This is a genomic window from Aquimarina megaterium XH134 (genome assembly GCF_000520975.1).
Classification (GTDB): domain Bacteria; phylum Bacteroidota; class Bacteroidia; order Flavobacteriales; family Flavobacteriaceae; genus Aquimarina; species Aquimarina megaterium.
The window spans coordinates 89113-114619 of record NZ_JACB01000037.1; the positions used below are offsets into that span (position 1 = coordinate 89113).

At 33.0% G+C, this 25507-nt stretch carries 26 protein-coding genes; 17 read left to right on the plus strand and 9 right to left on the minus strand.

Annotated elements, in window-relative coordinates; all coding sequences use genetic code 11:
• Positions 1-79: 79 nt before the first annotated feature.
• Positions 80-1213, minus strand: a complete 1134-nt coding sequence (locus Z053_RS0119880; RefSeq protein ID WP_025666726.1) for a hypothetical protein — start codon at positions 1211-1213, stop codon at positions 80-82.
• 312 nt (positions 1214-1525) lie between these two features.
• Between Z053_RS0119880 and Z053_RS0119885 the strand changes: the two genes are divergently transcribed.
• From Z053_RS0119885 to Z053_RS0119900, 4 genes are read left to right on the plus strand one after another with little or no spacing between them, the layout of a single operon-like run.
• Positions 1526-2263 (plus strand): prolipoprotein diacylglyceryl transferase family protein, encoded by a 738-nt coding sequence (locus tag Z053_RS0119885; protein ID WP_025666727.1) that lies wholly within the window; start codon positions 1526-1528, stop codon positions 2261-2263.
• A complete protein-coding gene (locus Z053_RS28985; RefSeq protein WP_051476101.1) occupies positions 2260-2715 on the plus strand; it encodes a lysozyme inhibitor LprI family protein in 456 nt (151 codons plus the stop codon). The genes Z053_RS0119885 and Z053_RS28985 overlap by 4 nt, the downstream gene beginning before the upstream one ends.
• 56 nt (positions 2716-2771) lie before the next feature.
• Positions 2772-4166, plus strand: coding sequence for a radical SAM protein (locus Z053_RS0119895; protein ID WP_025666729.1), 1395 nt, complete (start codon positions 2772-2774; stop codon positions 4164-4166).
• Positions 4163-4381 carry a hypothetical protein gene (locus tag Z053_RS0119900; RefSeq protein ID WP_025666730.1) on the plus strand — a complete coding sequence of 73 codons (219 nt, stop codon included), beginning with the start codon at positions 4163-4165 and terminating at the stop codon, positions 4379-4381. The genes Z053_RS0119895 and Z053_RS0119900 overlap by 4 nt, the downstream gene beginning before the upstream one ends.
• A gap of 220 nt (positions 4382-4601) precedes the next feature.
• On the opposite strand, the gene Z053_RS0119905 is transcribed toward Z053_RS0119900, so the two are convergent.
• Positions 4602-4895: a hypothetical protein gene (locus Z053_RS0119905; RefSeq protein ID WP_025666731.1), complete on the minus strand. Its 294-nt coding sequence runs from the start codon at positions 4893-4895 to the stop codon at positions 4602-4604.
• Between the two features lie 199 nt (positions 4896-5094).
• Here Z053_RS0119905 and Z053_RS0119910 point away from each other — a divergent pair, with 199 nt between their 5' ends.
• Both Z053_RS0119910 and Z053_RS0119915 read left to right on the plus strand, forming a co-directional pair.
• Complete coding sequence (locus Z053_RS0119910; RefSeq protein ID WP_025666732.1) at positions 5095-5412, plus strand: roadblock/LC7 domain-containing protein; 318 nt, start codon at positions 5095-5097, stop codon at positions 5410-5412.
• A 41-nt stretch (positions 5413-5453) separates the two neighbouring features.
• Positions 5454-5828 (plus strand): hypothetical protein, encoded by a 375-nt coding sequence (locus tag Z053_RS0119915; protein WP_025666733.1) that lies wholly within the window; start codon positions 5454-5456, stop codon positions 5826-5828.
• A gap of 79 nt (positions 5829-5907) precedes the next feature.
• Here the strand turns inward: Z053_RS0119915 and Z053_RS0119920 are convergent, their stop codons facing one another.
• The 4 genes from Z053_RS0119920 to Z053_RS0119935 form a co-directional block, all read right to left on the minus strand.
• Positions 5908-6366 carry a GyrI-like domain-containing protein gene (locus tag Z053_RS0119920; RefSeq protein ID WP_025666734.1) on the minus strand — a complete coding sequence of 153 codons (459 nt, stop codon included), beginning with the start codon at positions 6364-6366 and terminating at the stop codon, positions 5908-5910.
• An 86-nt stretch (positions 6367-6452) separates the two neighbouring features.
• Entirely contained in the window at positions 6453-6842 is a 390-nt protein-coding gene (locus Z053_RS0119925) for a VOC family protein (RefSeq protein WP_025666735.1), read from the minus strand.
• Between the two features lie 9 nt (positions 6843-6851).
• A complete protein-coding gene (gene coaD, locus Z053_RS0119930; RefSeq protein WP_025666736.1) occupies positions 6852-7307 on the minus strand; it encodes a pantetheine-phosphate adenylyltransferase in 456 nt (151 codons plus the stop codon).
• 48 nt (positions 7308-7355) lie between these two features.
• Entirely contained in the window at positions 7356-8354 is a 999-nt protein-coding gene (locus Z053_RS0119935; protein WP_025666737.1) for a D-alanine--D-alanine ligase, read from the minus strand.
• Between the two features lie 198 nt (positions 8355-8552).
• Here Z053_RS0119935 and Z053_RS0119940 point away from each other — a divergent pair, with 198 nt between their 5' ends.
• The 5 genes from Z053_RS0119940 to Z053_RS0119960 all read left to right on the plus strand — a co-directional run bounded on the left by Z053_RS0119940 (position 8553) and on the right by Z053_RS0119960 (position 13137).
• Complete coding sequence (locus Z053_RS0119940; RefSeq protein ID WP_025666738.1) at positions 8553-9149, plus strand: PASTA domain-containing protein; 597 nt, start codon at positions 8553-8555, stop codon at positions 9147-9149.
• A gap of 2 nt (positions 9150-9151) precedes the next feature.
• Positions 9152-10201 (plus strand): RluA family pseudouridine synthase, encoded by a 1050-nt coding sequence (locus Z053_RS0119945; protein ID WP_152538350.1) that lies wholly within the window; start codon positions 9152-9154, stop codon positions 10199-10201.
• A gap of 61 nt (positions 10202-10262) precedes the next feature.
• A complete protein-coding gene (locus tag Z053_RS0119950; RefSeq protein WP_025666740.1) occupies positions 10263-11354 on the plus strand; it encodes a helix-turn-helix domain-containing protein in 1092 nt (363 codons plus the stop codon).
• Positions 11355-11442: 88 nt separating this feature from the next.
• Positions 11443-12786: an amidohydrolase family protein gene (locus Z053_RS0119955; protein ID WP_241459844.1), complete on the plus strand. Its 1344-nt coding sequence runs from the start codon at positions 11443-11445 to the stop codon at positions 12784-12786.
• 159 nt (positions 12787-12945) lie between these two features.
• Positions 12946-13137: a cold-shock protein gene (locus tag Z053_RS0119960; protein WP_024770737.1), complete on the plus strand. Its 192-nt coding sequence runs from the start codon at positions 12946-12948 to the stop codon at positions 13135-13137.
• A 73-nt stretch (positions 13138-13210) separates the two neighbouring features.
• On the opposite strand, the gene Z053_RS28990 is transcribed toward Z053_RS0119960, so the two are convergent.
• Entirely contained in the window at positions 13211-14587 is a 1377-nt protein-coding gene (locus Z053_RS28990) for a glycoside hydrolase family 71/99-like protein (RefSeq protein WP_025666742.1), read from the minus strand.
• A gap of 404 nt (positions 14588-14991) precedes the next feature.
• Between Z053_RS28990 and Z053_RS0119970 the strand changes: the two genes are divergently transcribed.
• From Z053_RS0119970 to Z053_RS0119990, 5 genes are all read left to right on the plus strand, one after another.
• Positions 14992-15393 (plus strand): VOC family protein, encoded by a 402-nt coding sequence (locus Z053_RS0119970; RefSeq protein WP_025666743.1) that lies wholly within the window; start codon positions 14992-14994, stop codon positions 15391-15393.
• Positions 15394-15486: 93 nt separating this feature from the next.
• Positions 15487-16248 carry a peroxide stress protein YaaA gene (yaaA, locus tag Z053_RS0119975; protein WP_025666744.1) on the plus strand — a complete coding sequence of 254 codons (762 nt, stop codon included), beginning with the start codon at positions 15487-15489 and terminating at the stop codon, positions 16246-16248.
• 295 nt (positions 16249-16543) lie between these two features.
• The gene (locus Z053_RS0119980) at positions 16544-17044 is read left to right on the plus strand and encodes a TRAP transporter small permease subunit (protein ID WP_025666745.1); all 501 of its coding nucleotides are present in this window, start codon (positions 16544-16546) and stop codon (positions 17042-17044) included.
• 2 nt (positions 17045-17046) lie between these two features.
• A complete protein-coding gene (locus tag Z053_RS0119985; protein ID WP_025666746.1) occupies positions 17047-18393 on the plus strand; it encodes a TRAP transporter large permease in 1347 nt (448 codons plus the stop codon).
• A gap of 85 nt (positions 18394-18478) precedes the next feature.
• The gene (locus Z053_RS0119990; protein ID WP_025666747.1) at positions 18479-19609 is read left to right on the plus strand and encodes a TRAP transporter substrate-binding protein; all 1131 of its coding nucleotides are present in this window, start codon (positions 18479-18481) and stop codon (positions 19607-19609) included.
• Between the two features lie 64 nt (positions 19610-19673).
• On the opposite strand, the gene Z053_RS0119995 is transcribed toward Z053_RS0119990, so the two are convergent.
• Positions 19674-20498: a hypothetical protein gene (locus Z053_RS0119995; RefSeq protein WP_025666748.1), complete on the minus strand. Its 825-nt coding sequence runs from the start codon at positions 20496-20498 to the stop codon at positions 19674-19676.
• A 191-nt stretch (positions 20499-20689) separates the two neighbouring features.
• Entirely contained in the window at positions 20690-21529 is an 840-nt protein-coding gene (locus Z053_RS0120000) for a hypothetical protein (RefSeq protein ID WP_025666749.1), read from the minus strand.
• 281 nt (positions 21530-21810) lie between these two features.
• Between Z053_RS0120000 and Z053_RS0120005 the strand changes: the two genes are divergently transcribed.
• On the plus strand, positions 21811-25263 hold the full coding sequence (locus Z053_RS0120005; protein ID WP_025666750.1) for a pyruvate carboxylase: 3453 nt from the start codon (positions 21811-21813) through the stop codon (positions 25261-25263).
• Positions 25264-25507: the final 244 nt, after the last annotated feature.

Here is a 25507-nt window from a genome sequence, read left to right on the forward strand (position 1 = left end):
GTATGATTTAAAAATCATACCCCTGTTTTTTTACTCATATACAAGTTAGTGTCTTTGTAGACACAACAGTCTATGTTTTTTAATTACTTGGAGTAATTTCTGCTTTGCTATCTAACCAGATGTTTGCTCCTGTAAGCTTATCAATTTCAAAACTATATGAAGTAGTAGCAGTATCGAATTGTTGAGAATAATTGTTTGGAGTGTTAAACTTAGTAGTACCATAGTTAAAACTTAATCCACACATTTCATAGCCAGTACTTAGTTGGTATTCTATTTTTAATTTAGTTTCACTTATTGAAGAGATGTTTATATGACCTACTTCTTCACTATTAGTAATATCACATCCATTAGGGTTAATAATTAGTTCTATATCAACTCCTGCTTCACCTCTACTATCAAGGAAAGTATAGGCAAAGAAAGTGTTAAAAATGTCGTTTTCACATTTTCCACACTCTTCATGGTACCCATATGCTTGAACACACTCAGGCTTACATTCTTGTTTGCAATATCCAAAAGATCTTACCCAATCACCATAGTAAACACAGCTCCACCATCCATAGTAACTATATTGTTGATCTAAAGTTTTGTCATAAGCAAAAGATGTATAATAACAATGACTGTCTTTGTTATATACTTTAGAATACGCTACAATTTCAAAACAATCAAGATCTATTGATGATAATGGAATAACATAAGTAGCTTTTTTCATCCCTCCGTAGTAATAAGGGAAAGCTTTGTAATTAAATTTACGAAGGTTAGGAAATCCATTAGAGTAAAAAGGTATATTTTCTTTTGCTCCAATATAGATGTATACCTTTTTCATAAGGTTACGATCGTTGGCTTCAAAATTTAAGTATAAATTTTCACCATCATTAGATACGGTAACGCTACCAACCTCTAGTTTTCTAGATCCAACTAATAGTGGCATAGTTGTAGTTTCACCACAAGCTTCAATATCAACATCTGATGGTGTAAGTAACGTGTAGTTACAATGTCTGTAGCTTTTTGAATTAATGTCTGTTGTAAGGATAGGTTCTTCTTCTTCTAATTGTAATTCATCTTCTATTCCTTCAGAACCATCATTTTTAATAAAATCTGGCTCAATAGCAGTTTTTTCAGATTCAACAATAACTTCATTTTCATCTTTGCTACAAGAAGAGAAAATTAAAAATAAAGCAATGAACCAATACCCCAATGCGTAATTTGTTTTCATATAAAGTGTTTTTAATTAATTAGTGCGGCAAAACTAACAAAAAAGTGCATTTCTGGTACTAAAAAAATTAAATAAATAAATAGAATTTTTGTTGTATATTACTGGAAATTAAATAAATAGGTTTATTCTTACAAGTAGTCTTATAGATTTTGATGAAGTGCAAAATTAATCGTTAGAAGTATGCGTTTTAGGGGAGATTTCTCCTAAATATTTTTGTTATATGCGAAAAATTTATTGTTTAGAATAGATTTTAATTATTCAAATTCTATAAATAAACTTATATTTCGGTTATAAAATCGAATTAAATACTGCATGGATATCCCTTTTGAACCTATTGTCTTTGGCTATAAAGTGAATATCCATTTGATTTTAGAATACACAGCTTTCTTTATTGGATTTCGATATTATGTATATCTTAAAAAACGCACTCTGGATCCTATTTCATCATCAAACAGATTATCTATAATCATTGGAGCGGTATTTGGGGCATTTTTTGGATCTCGTTTTTTTGGTTTTTTAGAACATCCGACTTTTTCTTTCGATCTAGAATATGTGGTTCGACTATTAAGTATAAAAACTATAATGGGAGGTCTTTTTGGTGGTTTGCTAGGAGTAGAGTTGGCTAAAAAGATAATTGGCGAGAAACATTCTTCGGGTGATTTATTTACGTTTCCCATTATATTAGGAATTATCATAGGAAGAATAGGCTGTTTTTTAGCTGGAGTTAAAGAGTTTACCTATGGTAAGCAAACCACTTCATTTCTAGGAATGGATTTGGGAGATGGTCTTTATAGATACCCGATAGCATTATTTGAGGTTGTTTTTCTATTGGTTTTATGGGGAGTTCTGAAACGCTTTCAAACAAAATCCAAAACGGAAAGTGGATTGCTGTTTAAGTATTTCATGATTTCTTATTTTCTATTTAGATTTTGTATTGAATTCCTGAAACCTAATACTTTTTTTCTACTCGGCCTTAGTAGTATTCAGTATTTATGTATCTTATGCATGATTTATTATCAAAAAACTTTACGACAAATAGTTTTCAAATGAGCAAAATCAGGATAATCATAATTATATGGTTTTTAACCTGCCTAAATGTTATAAATCTATCTGCTCAGGATATATCTGATGCTTTGCGATTAAAAGAACTATCATATATGAAATATGCTAAAAGAGCAGATTGTAATAGTACTATGGGAACCACTCTTGAGGACAGAATTTGTTTGAATCTAAAGTTTCAACAGACTGATTCTATTATGAATGTGAAACTCAAAAAAATGTTGCATACTATTACTAATGACACGATAAAAACCACCATCAAAACTTATCAAAATGCTTGGGTACATCATAGAAGAATGAAAAGTGAAATTGTTTCAGAAGGATACAGAGGTCACATGCTTGGGATTATATACCTTGGGTGTATGGTAGAAACAACAATGCAGCGTATTAAAGAAATAGAGGAGTTATCGGATAAAATGATTGATCATGATACAGATAATTAAAATAATTCTTCAATATCCATTTGTTTCGGTATATGAATTTCAAAAAAAACAGATAAATGCCCACTAGAAATTATACGTATTACGATTTTACATTAAGTTTATGTCCTACTTGTTTAAAAAGGATTGAAGCCAAAATTGTTTTTGAAGAAGATAAGGTATTTATGCTCAAGCGATGCCCAGAGCATGGTAGATCTAAAGTTTTGATTGCAGATGATATAGCCTATTATAAGAACATTAGAAATTATAATAAACCTTCTGAGTTTCCTTATAAATTTAATACCACTACAGATTACGGGTGTCCTTATGATTGTGGATTATGCCCTGATCATGAGCAGCATTCGTGTTTGTCGATTATCGAAGTAACAGACCGGTGTAATTTAACTTGTCCTACCTGTTATGCTTCTTCATCTCCGCATTACGGAAGGCATCGATCATTAGATGAAATAAAGAAGATGCTGGATACAATAGTTAAAAATGAAAAAGAACCAGATGTGGTACAAATAAGTGGGGGAGAGCCTACAATACACCCTCAGTTTTTTGAAATTCTGGACTATGCCAAACAATTACCGATCCGACATCTAATGGTAAATACAAATGGAATACGTATTGCAAAGGATATTAAATTTACCCAACAGTTAGCAAGCTATATGCCAGATTTTGAAATCTACCTACAGTTTGATGCATTGGATGCCGAAGTACTGCAAAAATTGAGAGGAGAGGATCTTACCAAAATTAGAAAACAAGCGATTGAGAACTTAAATAGTGTAAATTTATCGACTACCCTGGTCGTGACTTTAGAAAAAGGATTAAATGATACTTTAATTGGCGATATACTAACATTTGCAACACAGCAAAAATGTGTGAGAGGTGTTACATTTCAACCTACTCAAATAGCAGGACGATTAGAAGATTTTGATACACAAACCGATAGAATCACATTGACCGAGGTGCGAAGAAAAATTTTAGAACAATTTCCGGTTTTTGAATCCGATGATCTTATCCCGGTGCCTTGTAATCCAGATGCTTTGGTTATGGGATACGCTTTAAAAAATGAAGATGGAATCCTACCTCTTACCCGATATATTAATCCGGCAGATCTGTTGGATAATGGTAAAAATACGATTGTATATGAGCAGGACGAAGCGCTACATGGTAAAGTCCTGGAGTTATTTAGTACCGGAAATTCTGTAGAAACAGCTTCAGAAAACCTAAAATCTATAATGTGCTGTTTACCAGAGATCGATGCTCCGGATTTAGGGTATGATAATCTGTTTAGAATTATAATTATGCAATTTATTGATGCCTATAATTTTGATGTACGAGCGATTAAAAAGTCTTGTGTACATATTGTAAATAAGGATTATAAAATCATTCCTTTTGAAACGATGAACTTATTCTATAGGGATGATAAGCAGGAGTATTTAGAACAATTAAGAAAAGAAACGATATGATTGTAAATACCATTTTTTTGGAAGTAGGTAACCTCGATGGATTAGTGTATTTAATTCTTTTAATCCTCTTAGGTCCTCCGATATTTCTCTCGATTATAGGCCTAATCTTATTCAAAACTAAAAATCGAAAAGCAGGGAAAATTTTCTTTATCCTTGCCGGGATATACCTTGTTGTTGGATTAGGAATCTGCGGAGCTCTTATGGTTGGGTTTTAAGATCAAACCATTACAAGTAATTGTATTGTAAAACAATCTATAGTAAATCAAGCCTTATGTTTGGTTATAAAAACGATTTCTTAAAGTATATTAAATCACTTCGTTTATAGAAACACTATATCATATATGGTAAAGAATTAAGAGATTTGTTTTTACATTAGTTTACTAATTTTTATTAATGTTTCTATCTTATCATTACAATGATAAAATAGAAATCATACTAAAAACGACTTCTTCTTTTTCCAAAATAGCCTCCTTTTATTTTTTCGGTATATGTTTTTGTAGATTGAGCTGCGTCTGTAGAATTGTTAGCACCCGATTTTTTTTTCTTTTTAGAGGAAATTTCTGCCTCCTTTTTAGTTAATCGTTCTATTACTTCAGAAATATCCTCGGTAGAAACATCTTCGGTCTTTTGAGAAACTTGTTTTTTTCCAACTCTGTAGGAATTAAACTTTTCTTTTCGAGTTTTTAAAATTGCCTTTAATTCAGGATTTGGTAGATTAATTAGCGTCATAGTTTAGACCTCATTTTATATTGTTAGATTTTCTTTTAAATCAATTTAATAATTTGTAGGAATTTTTTTACAAAAAATATTTAGTACAAGATACAAATAATCGTTTAAAAGTGAAAAAAAACGATGAAAGAATTTTTTTAAAAGATTAATGTTTCTATATTTACCAAACAAAGAACAAAAAACATCCTAATTTTAGCCCATGATTGATCTGAAAAAGATTAAAGAAGATACCGAAGTTGATAGCATTGTTATTGCCGATAAAAGTGGTAATGTAATAGATGCACTGGGTACAAAACATGATACTAATATTGCCTTGATGACAGAAACAGCCTTTTCGATGTGTGATGATATGGTCAAAGATTTACTTAAAGGAGACCTTGATCAATTGATGGCTAAATCTTCAAAAGGTTTTCTTATTGCAAATAGGATTAAATCTGATTCAATCATATTAGTGGTATCAAAAAAAATGTCAAAACTTGGATTACTACTTAAGTATATGAGCTCTTTAGAAAAATAATTTTATAGAAAATATTATTAATAATTAAATTAAATTAAACTATGTCAAATTTTTTAGAACAATTCATCGAAGATATTAAATCTAATGTGCCGGGCTATATTGCAGTTACCGTTACAGAAGTAGGTACAGGGGTATGTTATGCTTCTAATTCTGATAAAAAAGATTTTGATCCAGAAATCGCTTCTGCTTATAATTTGGAGGTTGTAAAAGCTAAGAAAAATGCTATCGAGGCGTTAGGTTTGAAATCTAAAGTTCAGGATATTATAATTACTCTTGATGGTCAAATTCATATGATCGATGTATCTGAAAACGGTGAATATTTTATTTATTTGGCGGTTGACTCTACAAAAGCAAATCTCGGAATGACACGTGCACTCTTGAAAAAATATAAGAAAGATGTTGTTTCGCAACTATAATCAAAGGACTTTTTATGTAAAAATATTACTTTAAAAGACTTCACAATGTTAACATTGTGAAGTCTTTTTTTATGATAATTTATTCAATTGCTACAAAAATATCTACTTCGGCATCTGTAGGGTTTACAGCATCTTCACCATATATTTCAAAATCGGTAGTGTATGTTCTATCCAGGTCTATTTCCCATATATCGACCCATTTATCATAGATGACACCTTTGGTAATATCTCCTTTGACCGTAAATCGAGAGTAGATACTTTTTTCGATTTGTACACTGGTCATTCCTGGTGGGATAGTGTCTAAATTTGCAACTTTACACCCTATGATTGTAGTATATCCTTCGGTATGGTCACTTTCATAATCTGTGTATACGGCATAGATAGAATCTTCAAGTTTATTCGGGATCTTATGCATTGTACCTTCAGACATAAAGGTATTCCATAAATTAGGAATGTCTTCTGCAAATTGTTCATTTTTTTTAGTTGTACGTACCGAAATCCCAACGATCCAGAAAGGTTCGATTTTTGTTTTTATCATAATTATTTGATGTTAGAAATTAATAGTACAGCAAAACTAAATGCAGATAGTGACAAAGGTATGTCAGGAAGGATTTATAATTTGCATTATTTTAACTCAAGCAAGTCCCATTTGGTACCATATAAGTCTTCAAAAACAACAACGGTTCCGTAGGGTTCTTCTCGTGGTTGTTCCAGAAATAAAACTCCTTTAGATTTCATGGCATGGTAATCTCTCCAAAAATCATCGGTATGAAGAAATAGAAAAACCCGACCACCTGTTTGATTTCCAATTGCTTTTTCCTGTTCGGGAGTAACTGCCCGAGCTAAAAGAATAGTAGTCTCGGTTTGATTGTTAGGAGCAATAAGAACCCATCGTTTTTTGTCATCAAGTCTGGTATCTTCTATAAGTTTAAAATTGAGCTTTTCTGTGTAAAACCGAATCGCTTCGTCATAATCCTTTACAATCAAAGCAATAGCTCCTATTTTTCTTTCCATAGTAGCGTGTTATTTTACACGAACTGTATCTGGGACTAGTTCTGAAACATCTCCACCATTACGAATTACATCACGAACAATAGAAGAGGAGATATAACTTTTACCAGAAGAGGTTAATAAAAATACTGTTTCGATATCCGACATTTTTCTGTTGGTGTGCGCGATGGCTTTCTCAAACTCAAAATCACCTGGATTACGAAGGCCTCTTAATATGAATTCGGCATTTTGTTGTTTACAAAAATCAATGGTTAGCCCTTTGTAAGTCATTACTTTAATTTTTGGCTCATCCTTAAAAGCTTCTTCAATAAATTGTTTTCGCTCTTCAAGAGAAAACATGTATTTTTTCTCAGAATTTACGCCTATGGCAAGGATAACTTCATCAAATAGGGTAAGGCCTCTTTCGATAATGTCATAATGTCCTAATGTAATGGGGTCAAATGATCCGGGAAAAACAGCTCTTCTCATTGGTGATTATTAATTATTGCATTTACAAAGATACTCCAAATTATAAATTTATAGATGGCACTTCTGTTTTTGTAAACGTATACTGGATTCTATGGCATTAGAAAATAATTCTTTTAAGCTAATTCCAGCTTTTTCTGCTTGTTGCGGTAAGATACTGGCTTCACTTAATCCGGGATTAGTGTTCATTTCTACAAAATAAGGTTCTCCGTGATGAAAAATATATTCGCTTCTTGAAAACCCTTTCATTTTTAAAACCTGATATACTTTTAAGGCCAGATCTTTAACTTTTTGAGTATCCTCATCAGATAAACGGGCAGGAGTGATTTCTTCAGACTTACCCATGTATTTGGCTTCGTAGTCAAAAAACTCATTTTCAGATACAATTTCAGTTATTGGTAATACTGTATCTTTTCCATTATGTTGAATAACTCCTACAGAAACTTCGGTTCCGCTTAAAAAAGATTCTATAATAATCTCATCATCTTCTTTGTAAGCTACTTCTATTGCGGGTAGAAGATCTTCTATAGTTTTAACTTTAGAAACACCATAACTACTACCAGCTTTATTCGCTTTTACAAAGCAGGGTAATCCTACAGTATCTATAATTGCTTTACCATCTATAGCATCTCCTTTGTTTAAAAAATAGTTGGTTGCGGTAGGTATTCCATAAGGTTTTAAAGCACTAATACAATCTCGTTTGTTAAAAGTAAGCGCTGCAGGGTAAAAATCACAAGCCGTTTGTGGAATCTCAATTAATTCAAAATATGCCTGTAGCAAACCATCTTCACCAGGAGTACCATGAACAGTGTTAAAAGCAGCATCAAAAGTAATTTTAGAGCCTTCTAGGGTTAGTGAAAAATCGTTTTTGTCAATACGATACTTCTGATCATTATCATCTATATAATACCAACCATCTTTGGTTATATGAACACGAAACGGAACATATAAATCTCTATCCAGATACTTATATACCACATTTCCACTTTGAATCGAGATTTCAAACTCGCTAGAATACCCGCCCATTAAAACGGCAATATTTTTCTTCATAAAGTGACTTTTGAAAACAAAAATATCATTTATCTTATAAGAAAAGCTTAAAACTTTCCGTTTTTATATATTTGTCCAAATTATCAAATAAGCCATTACAATAAAGTTAATGCTAATAATTAGAGTGATTATTGGTAAATTTTGTTTCCATAATCAGGAAGATTGTGTTTGACTATAACAATAACAGGTATATAACAGATGAGTGCATTTATAAATTTCTTCAGAGGTCTATTCAAATTTATTTACAGTAAAATATTTTTGATACAATTGGTTATAGCGGTAGCAATGCTTGCTATCTTATCTTATGTTGCGCTAGAGTGGCTAGAAAGTACAACAAATCATCATCAACGTATTGTAGTACCCAGCTTAAGTAAAAAGACATTAGATGAGGTAGGGAAGATACTAGAAGAAAAAGAATTGAGATACGAAGTTCAGGATTCTGCAAACTTTAATCCTGATTATCCAAGATATTCTGTATTAGAACAAAACCCTGTTGCAGGTAGCGAGGTAAAAGAAAATCGTAAAATATATGTTACCTTAAATCCGTCGGGTTACCGTAAGATCGAAGTTCCTAATGTAGTACAAAGAACCAGAAGACAGGCAGAACCAAAACTGGTTGCTCTTGGCTTTAAAATAGGTTCTGTTACCTATCAACCTAATATTGCGAGAGATATGGTATTAGAATTAAGACATAATGGTAAACGGTTAAAACCAGGAACGAAATTAATGAAAACCTCTGTTATAGATTTGGTTCTAGGGAATGGAGAAGGAGGAACTATAAATCTATCTAATTAATTTTGAAAGAAAACGAAGATACAAGAGATTTTGATGCTAACGAGGATGACCTCTATGAGCATCATCGGTTTGTGGCTGGAGCAGGGCAGGTACCGTTAAGGGTGGATAAGTTTTTAATGAATTTTGTAGAGAACGCAACCCGTAACAAAATACAACAGGCTGCAAAAAATGGAAGTGTTTTTGTAAATGATATTCCGGTAAAATCAAATCATAAGGTAAAACCAAATGATATTGTACGGGTATTATTCTCTCATCCTCCTTATGAAAATTTACTAACTCCAGAGAACATTTCTTTAGATATTGTATACGAAGACGATGTGTTATTGGTTGTTAACAAACCAGCAGGGATGGTGGTACATCCCGGTCATGGTAACTATTCGGGAACCTTAATTAATGCACTGATTTATCATTTTGATAACCTTCCGAATAATAGCAGTAATCGACCAGGATTAGTACATCGAATTGATAAGGATACCAGCGGACTGTTAGTAATAGCCAAAACAGAAGAAGCTATGACACATCTGGCGAAACAGTTTTTTGATAAAACCAGTCAACGCGAATATGTAGCGATTGTTTGGGGCAATGTAACAGAGGATGAAGGTACAATAGAAGGTAATATAGGACGACATCCTAAAAATAGATTACAAAATACTGTTTTTGAAGATGATGAAGCCGATAAAGGAAAACCAGCAATCACACATTATAAAGTTATAGAACGATTAGGATATGTTACATTAGTTTCTTGCAGATTAGAAACAGGAAGAACGCATCAGATTCGGGTACATATGAAATATATAGGTCATACTTTATTTAATGATGAACGTTATGGCGGAGAGAAAATATTAAAAGGAACTACGTTTACCAAATACAAGCAATTTGTAGAAAACTGTTTTAAGATTTTACCCCGACAAGCTTTACATGCCAGAACTCTTGGTTTTGAACACCCGGTAACTAATGAGCATATGCATTTTGAAACCCCGATTCCTGAAGATATGCAACAATGTATAGAACGCTGGAAAAAATATGCTAAAAATCAATTATCAGGGGAGTAAAGGTGTAATCCCTGTATTTGATATATTCAAATAAAAATTTAGCTTTTAAAATATCCAGATAATGGAAATTTCTTTTTTAGAAATCTTTATTCTTATAGGAGTTATTCATGGTTTTGTCCTGGGAGTAATAATCCTGTTTTCGAGGTTTTTTAAAAATGAAGACAACGCATATTTAGCATATACTCTAATTATATTATCTATTATAGGATTAAATAATTGGTTTTGGGATTTAGGAAAAAACCCAGTGCTGATTTCAATATTGGATCTGTTTTTATGGCAATTCTTGTATCCAGTTACTTTATTGGTGTTTTTTATAAGAAAAATAAAGCACCCTTTGGCAAAAAGCAATACAGTTTTTTTTCTCTACATTCCTTTTTTCATCTTAAGCCTACTTAATGGTATTATATCTCTAGATACGATTTTTGGTCTTTATGAAATCATGATACCTAATAAAAAAGAAATCATCTTTTTCTTTTATAAAACAGTAAGTATAGTATCCGTTGTTTTTCCAATCATTTTTATGGCAATATCATTTAGATATTTGTTCTATTCAAACACAGCGTTTAGTATAAAATGGATAAAGAGGATCTGGATTTTTATTTCTCTTTTAGAAATTTATGGAGTTATTTTAGAAGTGTATAGATTTATGTATGATTATAAGATGCCATTGACATATTTGTGGGTAGGGGTTTCTGTTTTTATGTATTGGCTTATCTATAAAGGACTTTATCAGTTTAAACTATCTAATGACCAGTATGAAATTAGAAATCAACTACAACGGTCTAAAATCAACAAAAAAGCACATAAAAATGAAGTTAATTCCTATATGCAACAATTGTTGGTATTGATAGAGCGCGAAAATATTCATCATAACCCAGACATTAGCCGGGATAGTATTGCTCAAAAGCTTGGGATAAGTAGTGGGTATCTTTCAGAACAAATCAAAAAATCAAGTAATAAAAATTTTTCAGAATTTATAAATAGTTACCGGGTAAAAGATATACAACAAATGATTCTGGATCCTGAGTTCGATAAATATAGTATTCTCGCCATTGGTCTTGAAGCAGGATTTAATTCTAAAACTACTTTTTATACGGCTTTTAAAAAGGAGACAGGACTATCCCCCAACGAGTTTAAAAAACAAAATCAATAGGTTCGAATTTCTCATATTCTGACAATATGGAACGATAAAAATATACCATCTAGATAGGTTTGTAGCATATAAATTAAAACAAATAAGTATGTGTAAATCAAATAATCATAGGATATTTTTTCTAATGTGTTGCCTTTTCTTTGCTGTTGTAGGCAAAGCTCAAACCGAAACGATCTCTTTTGAAAATGTAAATGTAATCCCAATGCATAAAGAGATTGTTTTGTTTAATCAAAGAGTAATTATTGCAGATGGGAAAATAGCTGCAATCGAACCAGCTTCTCAAAAACCTTCAGAAAACATCAATATAACCATTAATGCTAAAGGTAAATATTTGATTCCTGGTTTAGCAGAAATGCACTTTCACCTTGAAAACAATGCGAAAAATGAGTTCAAACTTTTAATAGCTAATGGAGTAACAACAGCGCGAAATATGACAGAGTATGAAAGGCAGGACCAAATTGCTATTCGTAAAAAAGCGAATAATGATGAAATATTAGCACCCTATTATGTTACTACCGGGCCTTATCTAAAAGCTAATCATTTGCAAACCATTGAAGATGTAATTAGTATGGTAAAAAAACATCATGACAAAGGATATGATTTTTTAAAAGTTGCAGATAATTTTCCTAAAGAGATATACCTAAAATTGCTAGAAGAGACTCATAAATATAATATTCCTGTTATTGGTCACGGTCAAAGAAAACTTCCATTAGAATATTCTCTTAGAATGAAATCTATAGCTCATATAGAAGAGTTTATGAATATATTCGACACCTCACAAAGAGCAGATACAGATTATCTAAGACAAGCAGCCATGCAGATCAAAACAAGCGGAGTATATGTGTCTCCAACTTTGGGAGTTTTTGAAATGATTAGTCGATATGCAGATGATAAAAAATTCGAAATACTTAAAAAAAGCGATGAGTTAAAATATCTTCCCGAGGCATATGCAGCATATTGTACTTCAGATAGTATTCATTATCGTACCAATACCTGGTTTACTGCACCAGAATCGCTTATTCGTCTTGATAAAGAATTACAGTGGCAGAAGAAATTTACAAAAATATTAAATGATGAAAAAGTGTTTTTACTAGCCGGAAGTGATACTTACGGTCTTTTTTTACCAGGGTTTTCATTACATCGAGAATTAGAATTAATCTGTAGTGCCGGACTTTCACCTTACGAAACCCTAAAGACAGCCACAGTGAACCCCGCCCGATATTTGAATCGAATAGCTGTAAGTGGTACAATTACTGAAGGTAAAAAAGCAGATTTGGTGCTACTTAATAAAAACCCTTTAGAAGATATTCGAAATACAAGAACTATTGAAGGTGTGATGATTAAAGGGAAATGGTTGGCAAGAAACAAATTAAATACCATATTGAGAGAAGTAGAAAATGAGTATAATTCTAAAAAGAAAAAAGAAAAATAGTCTCTTGTATTTTAATTAAAAAATGATGTATAATGTAGTTATTTGGTTCATTATCATCATATTTAGAGAACATTAAATAAAGGTTACTAAAAACTTTATTTTGAAATTAATAAGGATTACTGATCAAATAATAGTACCTTCGCGTTTTAATAAATTATAATGAACAAAGGAACAGTAAAATTTTTTAATGACTCCAAAGGATTTGGATTCATAACAGAAGAAGGATCAAACAAAGATCATTTTGTACACATTTCAGGTTTAATCGACGAAGTGCGTGAAGGTGATGAAGTAGAATTTGATCTACAAGAAGGTAAAAAAGGATTGAACGCGGTAAACGTGAAAGTATTATAATATACATTTGACTTTTTTAAAACACAAGCCTGTCGATTAGACAGGCTTTTTCCATTTTAAAACATACCGATCGTTAATAAAATCGTTTAATAGCTTTTAAGATCTTATGGGCACGTTTTAGCCGTAGTTTTTTTATGTACTTATAAGATCGATTCAAAATCTTCTGTACGAACGCATTTTGTTTATATTTTTTTCTGATATGATACAGATCCAGGGCTACCTGCAGATCATTAGGAGAAAAAGAAACTCCGGTGTATTGTTGTAAGAGTTGTAAGTAGGTAAAACCAAACTCTTGTGTGGGTTCTATCATAGTGCCTTCGCCAAAATCATTCCAGGTAATGATTTGAATAAAATCTGAAAGTTCGTGATGCGTATAATTAAGAGTTTCTGCAAAAGTATGACCAGAATTAAGATCAATAGCCCAATCATTACTGCCATCAGACCATCCTCCTTCTGTATAAAAACTCCTAAAACCGGGATAAGAAGATCCCACTGTTATTGCATTAGATGCTTGATAAGTGTCATAATAATTTTGATGAGCAAGTAAATGGTCTTTATCTACCCATAAAAACTCTCCAGAAGCATTCACTCCAACACGATCACTTGCTGCCCATAGTGTTAAAAAGTTTGGGCGATTTTCTGTAGGGAGTACATCAAATACCTGATTCCATTGGGTTTCTGTGGTTATATGATGGGGACCAAATACGAATAACATATTTTTACCATTATATTGCATGTATTTGGGGCTAGAGAAATAGGTGTCGTTAATGTATGTAAAATCTTCTTGCGCAGCTTCTATGATATCTGTAGTAAGAGATTGTTCTGCAGCTTGAGCAGCAACACGATCCTCATACATAATCGAAAATTCAAGACCTAAATCTTCCAGGGTATTAATAAAGGTCTCTGTTGATTTTTTTATCAATCCATAATCGTGTACATCTCTACTACCGTACCAATCAAAAATTACTCCATCAACTCCCGAGAGTTTCATCATTAAAAAGTGATATTCATGTAAATCGGGATCACTAGAAGAATATGGGCCGATAAGAGGATAATAATACGAGGCGATTTGCGAATTACCATTTTCATCTTTTATTTCGGGGTCTTGATTACTCATTGTCCAGTGTTGACCCCAATATCCATCAAAATCTTTATTTTGAAACCATGGCAAATAATGTACATATACTTTTTTTGGATTTTCTTTAACGACATCCATACCAGAAATATCAACAATATATCCTTCCTTCTCAAGTTCTAAAAATTCTATTTCTTCCTCCAGAACTTTTAGTAATTCGGCATCAGTATATGTAGTGTCCTGAACAACTTCTGCTTCAGATTGTTCTTCAATCTGTTGTCGCTCAATTAAAGTAATATCTTCTTTTTCACAAGAATAAAAGAAAATAATAAAAAGAAAAATGAAAAAAATAAAGGTACTCGAAGATCTTAACATATCACAAATATTAAATTAAACGTTAAACAAAATGTCTAAAGAGTTTTTATGTTTAGAAGAAAATTTGTGGATAATTAGACAATGTGTTCTAATGTTTAATACATCAGAGTTCATGCTTTTGTGACGAAAGTGAGGGTTTCCCCTCTTTGTAATACGTTATTTGCATTAAAATTAGTTAAATTCTTTTTTTCTAAAAAGGAATATGGTGTTTTTTTGTTTTTTTGTTAACTGAAAATCAGTTATTTATATTTGTTTCAAATAAAAATTAATAACAGCTATTGATACTTCACCTCAGTGATGACAACCTATAGATAGAGATCATCAATAATTCAATAGATAAGAAATACTATGATTGATTTATGGTTTCATGATACCATCGTATTTTAACCATAAAACCTCTTAGAATGAAAATTAAAAGAACCGGAATTATTTTATATGTTAAAAAATATGAGGAATCTATTGTATTTTATGAAACTATTTTAGAGTTGCCTATTTTATTTCAAAATAATGAATTAACGTGTTTTGATTTGTATGGCACCTATTTAATGGTTGAAAAAGAAGACAGAGAAGATTACCTGAAAATGACTGAAATGAATGCAAAGACATTTAGCTGCATACGGATGAATGTAGATAATGTGCAAAGAGTAGCAAACCATTTAAAGAGAAAAGGAGTAGTCGTTGATTATCAGGAACACCATTGGGGAAAAGTAGCAAAATTTTACGATCCCGATAGCAATCTGATTGCATTTAAAGATGAAGAAACGTTCATTAAACAGATAGAAGAATATATTCTGAAATCAAAATAACTTTTGCAAATACCTAAATAGAGAATAAATACAGGTATAGATTTTAATTGTCCATAGACAATTGTATTTTTGAAGAACAAAAAAGTCACCTACATGAAAATTGTAATATCTCCCGCTAAATCATTAGATTTTGAAACTACATTACCAACTAAGCAGCATACGACTCCGACTTTTCTTACAGAAATAGAAAAGTTAAATGGTGTATTAAAGAAAAAAACACCCAAAAAATTGTCTGAGCTAATGAGTATAAGTGATAAGTTGGCACAACTTAATTGGCAACGTAATCAGGAGTTTCACCTTCCGTTTACAAAAGAAAATGCAAGACCTGCGGTATATTCGTTTAACGGAGATGTATATATCGGATTAGATGCGTATACTATTCCCGAAAAAAAATTAGATACATTACAAGATCAATTAAGAATACTTTCTGGATTGTACGGAGTTCTAAAACCTTTAGACCTAATGCAACCCTACCGTCTTGAGATGGGGACTAAGTTAAAAGTAGGGCGAAAAAATAATTTATACGAGTTTTGGAAAAAAACAATTACCCAGTATTTTAATGATGAATTACAGGATGATGAATTATTTATTAACCTGGCAAGTAATGAATATTTTAGTGTAATCGATAAAAAAGCATTAAAAGTACCTGTGATTACTCCACAATTTAAAGATTGGAAAGGAGACAAACTTAAAATGATAAGCTTCTTTGCCAAAAAAGCCAGAGGAATGATGGTTCGTTATATTATAGATACTGGTGCAGAAACTATTGAAGATTTAAAAGGGTTTAATTACGAAGGGTATGGGTTTAGTGAAGAATATACAACTAAGCCTAATGAATTGGTTTTTGTACGATAACTTTAAGGTAATTTTAATACATATGTTAGTATCGAAAATCTTCGATACGTTATTTAACAATGAACTCATCCTGAGTAGTGGTTTTAAGCCGAAAAGTTTGGCTTTTGTGCCATAATGAAGTTATTTTTTTCAGCATAGCCTTAGCTACGTTGAAAAAAATAACAAAATTAGAGTGCAAAATGTGGATTTTGTAGGCAAAAGCATTATTCAGGATGAGTTCAATTACTAACTTCCGTTTTCAAATGCATCTAATTTTAGTATCTTCAACCCAGATATTAGTAACACAAATCATTAGATGCAAAAAATTATCAATTTTCTCGACAGAGTTGGTGAGAAAATAGGAGTACTGGTTAGTTGGGTAGCAGCGTTACTGGCGATAGTCATTGGTCTTGATGTAATTATTCGCTATATCTTCAAGTTTACATATGTCTGGATGATCGAAATAGAGATTTATCTCTTCGGGATGATATTTCTTTTAGCGTCTGGATATACCTTTAAATACGAGAAACATGTACGGGTAGATGTTTTTTATACCAAACTTTCTAGAAAAGGAAAAGCCTGGGTAGATCTTTTAGGAGGAGCTCTTTTGCTTATTCCCTGGTGCTACGTAGTTATTGTTTCTTCTTGGTATTATGGGTTGTCTTCTTTTATGATAGGAGAAGGTTCTCCTCAACCAGGAGGCTTACCTGCCCTATACATACTTAAATTTTGTATTACTCTGGGGTTTGTTTTTCTGTTACTTCAAGGAATATCCCATATGTTGAAATCAATTCAAATTATTTTTAATAAGAATTAGAAATGGAATACCTGGCAATACTACTATTTGTAATTATCTTCATTCTGATTCTAAGAGGATATCCGGTTGCTTTTACATTAGGAGGGATTTCGGTAGCCTTTGCTTTTGGGGTATCTATTTTTGCTCCAGAAGTGTTCCAGATGTCTACATTTTATTTGCTTCCTGCAAGAATAATGGGCGTAGTTAATAACTATGTATTAATGGCAGTTCCTCTGTTTATTTTTATGGGAATTATGCTAGAAAAATCGGGCCTGGCAGAGAGTTTGTTAGAAACTATGGCAATGATGTTTGGACGTGTACGTGGTGGTTTGGCAATTTCTGTAGTGATTGTTGGCGCTTTACTTGCCGCATCTACCGGGATTGTGGGAGCAACAGTTGTAACAATGGGATTAATAAGCCTGCCTACAATGCTTAAGCGAGGATACAAAACAGAACTTGCAACCGGAGTGATAGCATCGTCGGGAACATTAGGACAAATCATTCCACCATCGATTGTATTGGTGTTATTAGCAGACACAATCAATAGTTCGTCACGAGGATCGGCCTCTGTAGATGTAGGAGCATTATTTTCTGCAGCACTACTACCAGGTTTGATATTGGTAGGATTATATATTGTCTATATTTTAATAAAGTCTTTTATTCATAAAGAAGATGCACCCAGTATTCCTGCAGAAGAGATTGCAGCATTTAAAGGGGCTAATTTTACTTCAAAAATTCTAAAAGTACTCTTCTTGCCAATACTCTTAATAGTATTAGTATTGGGGTCTATTTTTACAGGAATAGCTTCTCCAACAGAAGCTTCTGCTATCGGAGCTATTGGTGCAACCCTATTAACTGTAATTCAAAAAAAGTTTTCGTTTAAAATTCTAAAAGAAGTAGCTCAGGAAACTACAAAACTAACATCGATGGTGTTTTTTATTCTTTTAGGAGCAACGACATTTACCTTAGTGTTCAGAACGTTAGGAGGGGATGCATATCTGCAAGAATTGATTATGTCATCTAATTTAACACCTCTTATGTTTTTGCTATTAGTGATGGTAGTGATTTTTATTGCAGGCTTTTTTATTGATTTTATTGAAATCGTTTTTATTATAGTGCCAGTAGTAACTCCTATTTTTAATGCTTTTGGTATGGATATGTTGTGGGTCGGGATTTTAATAGCACTAAATCTGCAAACGTCGTTTTTAACACCACCATTTGGCTTTGCTTTATTTTATCTTAAAGGTGTGGCACCGGATCATGTAAAAACCAGTCAGATTTATAAAGGAATTATACCATTTATCATCATTCAATTAATTATTGTTGGTGTAGTTGTATTTTTTCCTGAAATTATTTTTATATCAAAATAGAATACTAACATAGATCCTTTAGAAACGATAAAAGAATATCCTTTTTCTATTTCTAAAGATGTTTAATAATATAGTACTAAGTCTTATGAAATTTGTTATCATTCAAAAACATAAAATGTTAAGGTATTTGACCTTAGTAGCCACTGTAGTGTTATTTCTTTCTTGTTTGGGAGATCCACCGGCAAGTATGCGTACTACTTCGTATGATGTGACTAAGCCAGACAAAGTGTTTTATTGGAAAATGACGACTACCTGGCCACCAAATTTTCCTGTAGTAGGCGAAGTTGCAGAGAAATACTCAGAATGGGTAGACGAATTGTCTAATGGGCAGATAAAAATAAAAGTATATGGTGGAGGAGAATTAGTACCTCCGCTAGAAGCTTTTGATGTAGTATCCCAAGGAACTATTGAAATGGGGTGTGGAGCAGCGTATTATTGGGCAGGAAAGACCCCCGCAGCACAGTTTTTTGCAGCCGTACCATTTGGGATGAATAGCCAACAGATTACCTCCTGGCTAGAAACAGGAGGAGGGTATGAATTATGGAAAAAGACATACGCCAAATTTAACCTTGTACCATTTATGGGAGGAAATACGGGAGTACAGATGGGAGGATGGTTTAACCGGGAAATCAATTCTGTAGAAGATTTTAAAGGATTAAAAATGCGCTTACCAGGAATTGGAGGAAAAGTACTAGAAAAAGCTGGTGGAGCAGCAGTTTTGGTTGCAGGTAGCGAGGTGTATACAAGCTTAGAAAGGGGAGTTATCGATGCTACCGAATGGATTGGCCCGTATCACGATTATAAAATGGGATTTCATAAAATTGCAAAATATTATTATACGCCAGGATGGCATGAGACTGGTTCGCAACTTGAGTTTTTTATTAATAAGAACCTATACGATGGTTTGCCACCACATCTACAAGCCGTTTTAGAAGCGGCTTCTAAACGGGCACAAGTATGGGTTTTGGCAGAGTTTGATAGACAAAACGGTATTTATCTCGATAAGTTAGTACATGAAGAAGGTGTTGAGATTCGTGAATTTTCTAAAGAAACTTTGGATGCTTTGCGAGGATTTACCGATGAAGCCATCCAGGAAATGATAGGAGATGATCCGCTTTCTAAAGAAGTATATGAGAGCTATTCTAGTTTTCAAAAAAAGATCTCCAAATGGTCCGAAGTAACAGAAAAAGCGTATTATAATAAAATACAGAAGTAATCAAAAAACCGTTTCAGAGAAATTTCTCTGAAACGGTTTTCCTTATCAATTATGATGGTAATTATTAAAGCGTGAAGTTTTCTTCTACATCCAAGTCTATAGTCGTAACATTTCCTTCAGAATCAGTTTGTGTTGCTACATTGTCGCAGGTTCCATCACCGTAATTTAAGGTAATGGTTGATGCATTTTCACTCGTTACAAGAATACCACTTACAACATATTTACAGTCATTTTCTACTCTCATAGGAGTGGTAGTTTTAGAAGTATATAATTCTCCACTACTAAACTCAGCTTTAGTGTCCATATTAATAAGAGTATATGATTCGGCAGATTCTTCATTAATTAGGATTTCAACCGAAGTCGTATTCTTACTTACCACAGAAAGCCCATCATCCCAGATAAACTTATAATCAGAATCGGTAACAAATTTTTTGTCTAGTATATTGTATGTGGCAATAGAGCTTCCACTTACCGTTATACCATTAAAAGAAAAGTTCTCTAAGGTGTATGTTATATCAAATGCTAATTCCCCAGAAGCTTCTTTCATTTTATAGCTTAATAAAATTGTACCCGAAATAGCTTTTCCATCAGGAGACGTACAATTTTCACCAAAAGTGATAGTAGCAGTTCCTCCGGTTTCTGTTAACTCAGAGGTAAGGGTGACACAATCATTAGAACTATTCTTTAGACTACGACTAGCATTAGACGGATCATTCATGGTGCCTTGTACTGCAGCGTTAATTTCTCGATTCGCAGACCTCACATCTTTATATTTGGCCGAGGTGGTAACCAGATTTGTTTCATTTGCGTTGTCATCGTCACTGCTACAACTAAACAAAAAAGCAGTAGCTACCAAAATACTTGCGAAAGCAATAATTCTGTTTTTCATAAGAAAATAATTAAAAAATAAAAGGTTTATATATAAATTTACTGAGGGGTATTGGGCGGCAAACTTAACCAATACAAGTAATGAGAGGTACTAATCCTATGTTAAAGTTTTTTTTAGATCCTTTTCGTGATATAACAAAAAAACGTTTTAGAAAATTTCTAAAACGTTTTAATTCTTTTTGTGGGGTCTTACTATAATTCTATAGTAGTTTCATTGCCATCTGCATCAGTCTGGATAGCAATATTGTCACATTCTCCATCACCATAATTCAACGTAATAACCGCACTATTTTCTGTAGTTACCATCACACCACTCACAGTATATTGGCATGAACTTTCGTCGCGTAAAGGAGTTGTAATCTCTACAGCAAATCGATCACCGTTACTAAACTGAGTGATGCTACTACCTGTAGTTAAGCTATAAAAAATTAGATTAGGTGGTGTATCCGGATTACTGTTTCCTGGGAAAGACTCTGTCTCAAAATTTGTTTTACTAGTTGCAGAAAGCCCATCTTTCCATGCAAATGTAAAATCAGAATTTGTAGTAAATTTGGTGTTTCCAGTATCACTGTTAAAAGAAAATATAGTAGTTGCAGTCCCGCTCACAGTAATATCTTTATAGACGATCTTATCCAGGGTATAACTAATTTCTATTTTACTCTCTGCATCGAGTTGAAGACTAAAACTCATCTGAATACTACCAGAAATTACTTCACCATTAGGTAATTCACAATTATCCCCAAAATCGATAGTAACAGTTTTCTTTTCATCTGTTACTTCAGAAGTAATTGTTGCACACTCAGGTGTTTTTATATTAGAAAAAGATTTATTACCAATATTAGTTTCGGTGTTGAAAACATTTTCTACCACAGAGTTGATTTCATCATTAGCAGCTGTGATGTCTTTGTATTGTTTAGAAGTCGTAACCGCAGTAGTTGGTATTTGTGTCTCGTCGTCGTCATTACTACAGCTAAGTAAGAAGCTACAGGTTATGAATAACAGGCCTGCATAGGCAAAAACTCTTTTTTTCATTGTTAAAGGCTTTAATTAATAAATTGAAAAATTGTTTTGGGACGTATGATCAGTAAACGATTATAACTTACAGAATCTTATAAAGAGTGTAGTTAATTTGTGTTAAGGTTATGTTATAAGATGTTATATAAGATGCTGAATTGGAGACAGAAGATTGTTAAGCATATCACAGATTGGTTTTATTTATATCAATTTTAACATTACTGTTGCACAGCATTTTTGTTATGAATATCTTCGTAGCGAATGTTCGCTAAAAATGGTTTTAACTCATAATTTATATCATGCAAATCAAAAAAGTTTTAGTAGCTAATCGAGGGGAAATTGCAATCCGTATTTTTAGAGCTTGTACAGAAATTGGATTAGAAACAGTAGGAGTGTATACCTACGAAGATCGATATTCTTTACACAGGTATAAGGCAGATGAGGCATATCAGATTGGTGAAAATAATGAACCATTAAAGCCCTATTTAAATGTAGAGGCTATTATAAAGGTTGCCAAAAGCAATAATGTAGATGCAATTCATCCTGGGTATGGATTTCTTTCTGAGAATGCAGAATTTGCACAACAATGTTTAGAAAATGATATTATATTCATCGGACCCAAAGTATCGGTTTTACGTTCTCTGGGGGATAAGATTACCGCTAAAAAAGTGGCGATCGAGAATGATATTCCTATCATAGAAAGTAACAAAGAGGATCTTACAGATGTAAAAATAGCATTAAAAGAAGCTAAACGTATTGGGTATCCGGTAATGCTTAAAGCTGCTTCTGGAGGTGGTGGCCGAGGGATGCGAGTGATTCGAAATGATGAAGAGCTCGAAAAAGCATACCCAGAATCACGAAGAGAAGCCTTAAATGCTTTTGGAGATGATACCGTATTTCTAGAGAAGTTTGTAGAGAACCCAAAACATATCGAAATACAAATCGTGGCAGATCATCATGGTAATATGGTACATCTTTTTGAACGTGATTGTTCGGTACAACGACGCTATCAAAAAGTAATCGAATATGCTCCTTCTTTTGGAGTATCCGAATCTATAAAACAGGATTTGTATAGGTATGCTCTTGCAATATGTAAAGCAGTAGATTATAATAATATCGGTACTGTAGAATTTTTGGTTGATGAAGATCAAAGTATTTATTTTATTGAAGTAAATCCTCGTGTACAGGTAGAACACACGGTGACAGAAATTGTAACAGGAATAGACCTGATCAAAGCTCAGGTATTTATTGCAGGAGGATATAAATTATCTGATAAGCAGATTAAAATTGAAAGTCAGGAGAGCATAAAAACAACAGGATTTGCACTACAATGTAGGATTACAACAGAAGATCCCGAGAATGATTTTAAACCCGATTATGGGACTATTACAACTTATCGTAGTGCTTCTGGATTTGGGATTCGGTTAGATGCTGGTAGTGTGTATCAGGGAGTAACTATTTCACCATTCTTTGACTCGATGTTGGTTAAAATTTCGGCAAATAGTAGAACTCTTGATGGCGCATGTAGAAAAATGTTAAGAGCGCTGTCTGAGTTTAGAATACGTGGTGTAAAAACCAATATGCCGTTTTTAGCAAATATCCTAAGACACGAAACCTTCAGAAAAGGAGAGGTAACCGTTAATTTTATTCAGAATACTAAATCATTATTCACGATTAAAGAACCTCGTAATCGAGCAACCAAATTAGCTAATTTCTTAGGAGATATTATCGTAAATGGTAATCCCGATGTTAAAAAGATTGACCATACCAAAACTTTTGTAGTACCTACGGTTCCAAAATTTGATGAAACCTCGGGATATATAAAAGGAACCAAAGATTTACTTACCGAATTAGGACCAGAGAAGTTTGCAGCATGGCTCAAGAATGAAAAGAAAATTCATTTTACAGATACTACAATGCGTGATGCGCATCAAAGTTTATTGGCAACCAGAATGCGTACCTATGATATGATTAAAGTGGCAGAAGGATTTGCTAAAAATCATCCCGAAATCTTTAGTATGGAAGTTTGGGGAGGAGCTACTTTTGATGTCTGCCTTCGTTTCCTTAAAGAAAATCCGTGGGAAAGACTTCGTTCGCTACGAGAAGCAATGCCCAATCTATTGCTTCAAATGTTGATTCGTGGCTCTAATGGAGTGGGATATACAGCATACCCCGATAATTTGATAGGGAAATTTGTAGAACAATCCTGGGAGAATGGAGTAGATGTATTTCGAATTTTTGATTCCTTAAACTGGATGAAATCCATAGCACCCTGTATCGAACATGTGCGTACCAGAACACAGGGCCTTGCCGAAGGTTCCTTATGTTATACAGGAGATATTTTAGACCCAAATCGAACGAAGTATACTCTCGATTATTATATTCGACTGGCCAAAGATATCGAAAATGCAGGAGCACATATTCTGGGAATCAAAGATATGGCAGGATTGCTAAAACCATATGCCGCTTATGAATTGGTTTCGGCATTAAAATCCGAAATTAATATCCCTATACATCTGCATACTCATGATACTTCTTCGGTACAATCGGCAACTTATCTTAAAGCAATTGAAGCAGGTGTAGATGTTGTAGATGTTGCTTTAGGAGGATTATCAGGGCTAACAGCACAACCTAATTTTAATGCAATAACAGAAATGATGAGATTTCATGAGCGTGAGAATGTTATGGATATCTCTAAATTAAATGAGTATTCTAATTACTGGGAGGCTGTACGAGAATATTATTATGTTTTCGAGTCTGGACTAAAAGCAGGAACAGGAGAAGTATATCAACACGAAATCCCAGGAGGACAATACTCTAACTTAAAACCACAAGCACAGGGATTAGGATTAGCAGATCGCTTTCATGAAATTACTAAAATGTACGGAGAGGTAAATGAGCTTTTTGGAGATATTGTGAAGGTAACACCAAGCTCTAAAGTAGTGGGGGATATGGCGCAATATCTGGTGAGTAATAACCTAACGATAGAAGATGTAAAAGAACGGGGAGATACTATTTCATATCCACAATCGGTGGTTAGTTTGTTTAAAGGAGAATTAGGGCAGCCCGTTGGCGAATTCCCAAAAGACCTTCAGAAATCAATTCTAAAAGATCAAAAACCGTTTACAAACAGACCCAATGCACATCTGGAACCTGTTGATTTTGAAACCGAATTTACAGAGTTTGTCAAAATATTCAAAAAAGGTATGGGAAGAGAACTGGATATTACAGATTTCCTTTCTTATAAATTATACCCAAAAGTTTTTACAGGAGCCTACAATCATCACTTAAAATATGGTAATGTGATGACCATCCCAACCAAAAACTTTTTTTATGGAATGACACCCGGAGAAGAAATTATTATAAAACTTGATAGGGGAAAAATACTGTTAGTAGAATTAATATCGGTAGGAAAACCTAATGATGATGGTAAAGTAACTGTATTTTTTAAAGTAAATGGTCAAACCAGAAATGTAGAGATACAAGATCATTCGATTAAGGTAGATAAGGTAATACATGCCAAAATTGATAAGGTCGATGCTAAACAGATAGGTGCCCCTTTACAAGGATCATTATCTTCTGTATTGGTCAAAATTGGTCAGGACGTAAAGAAAAATGATCCACTATTTATCATCGAAGCCATGAAAATGGAAACCACCATCACAGCCAATGAAGATGCCGTGATTAAGAAAATTGTTCTTAAATCTGGTACTATGGTAAATGCAGATGATTTGGTGATTGTATTGAAGTAATTAAGAGGGGATTAGAGGTTTTATGATCAGGTAAATAGGTTTAGTGTTCATTGTTATTTAGTTATATAAAAAAAAGAAATAGTTTTTCATCCAAATTTTTATGGTATAGGAGTAGTTGATTTTGTTAAGAAATTGATAATCAATTTCTTATTTCATGGTTTTTTGCAAACCACAATTGTGATCGTTGTCCCAATGTCCCATGCATCACATTTTTTTAGCATTTATGTTTTTACTTTTAACACAA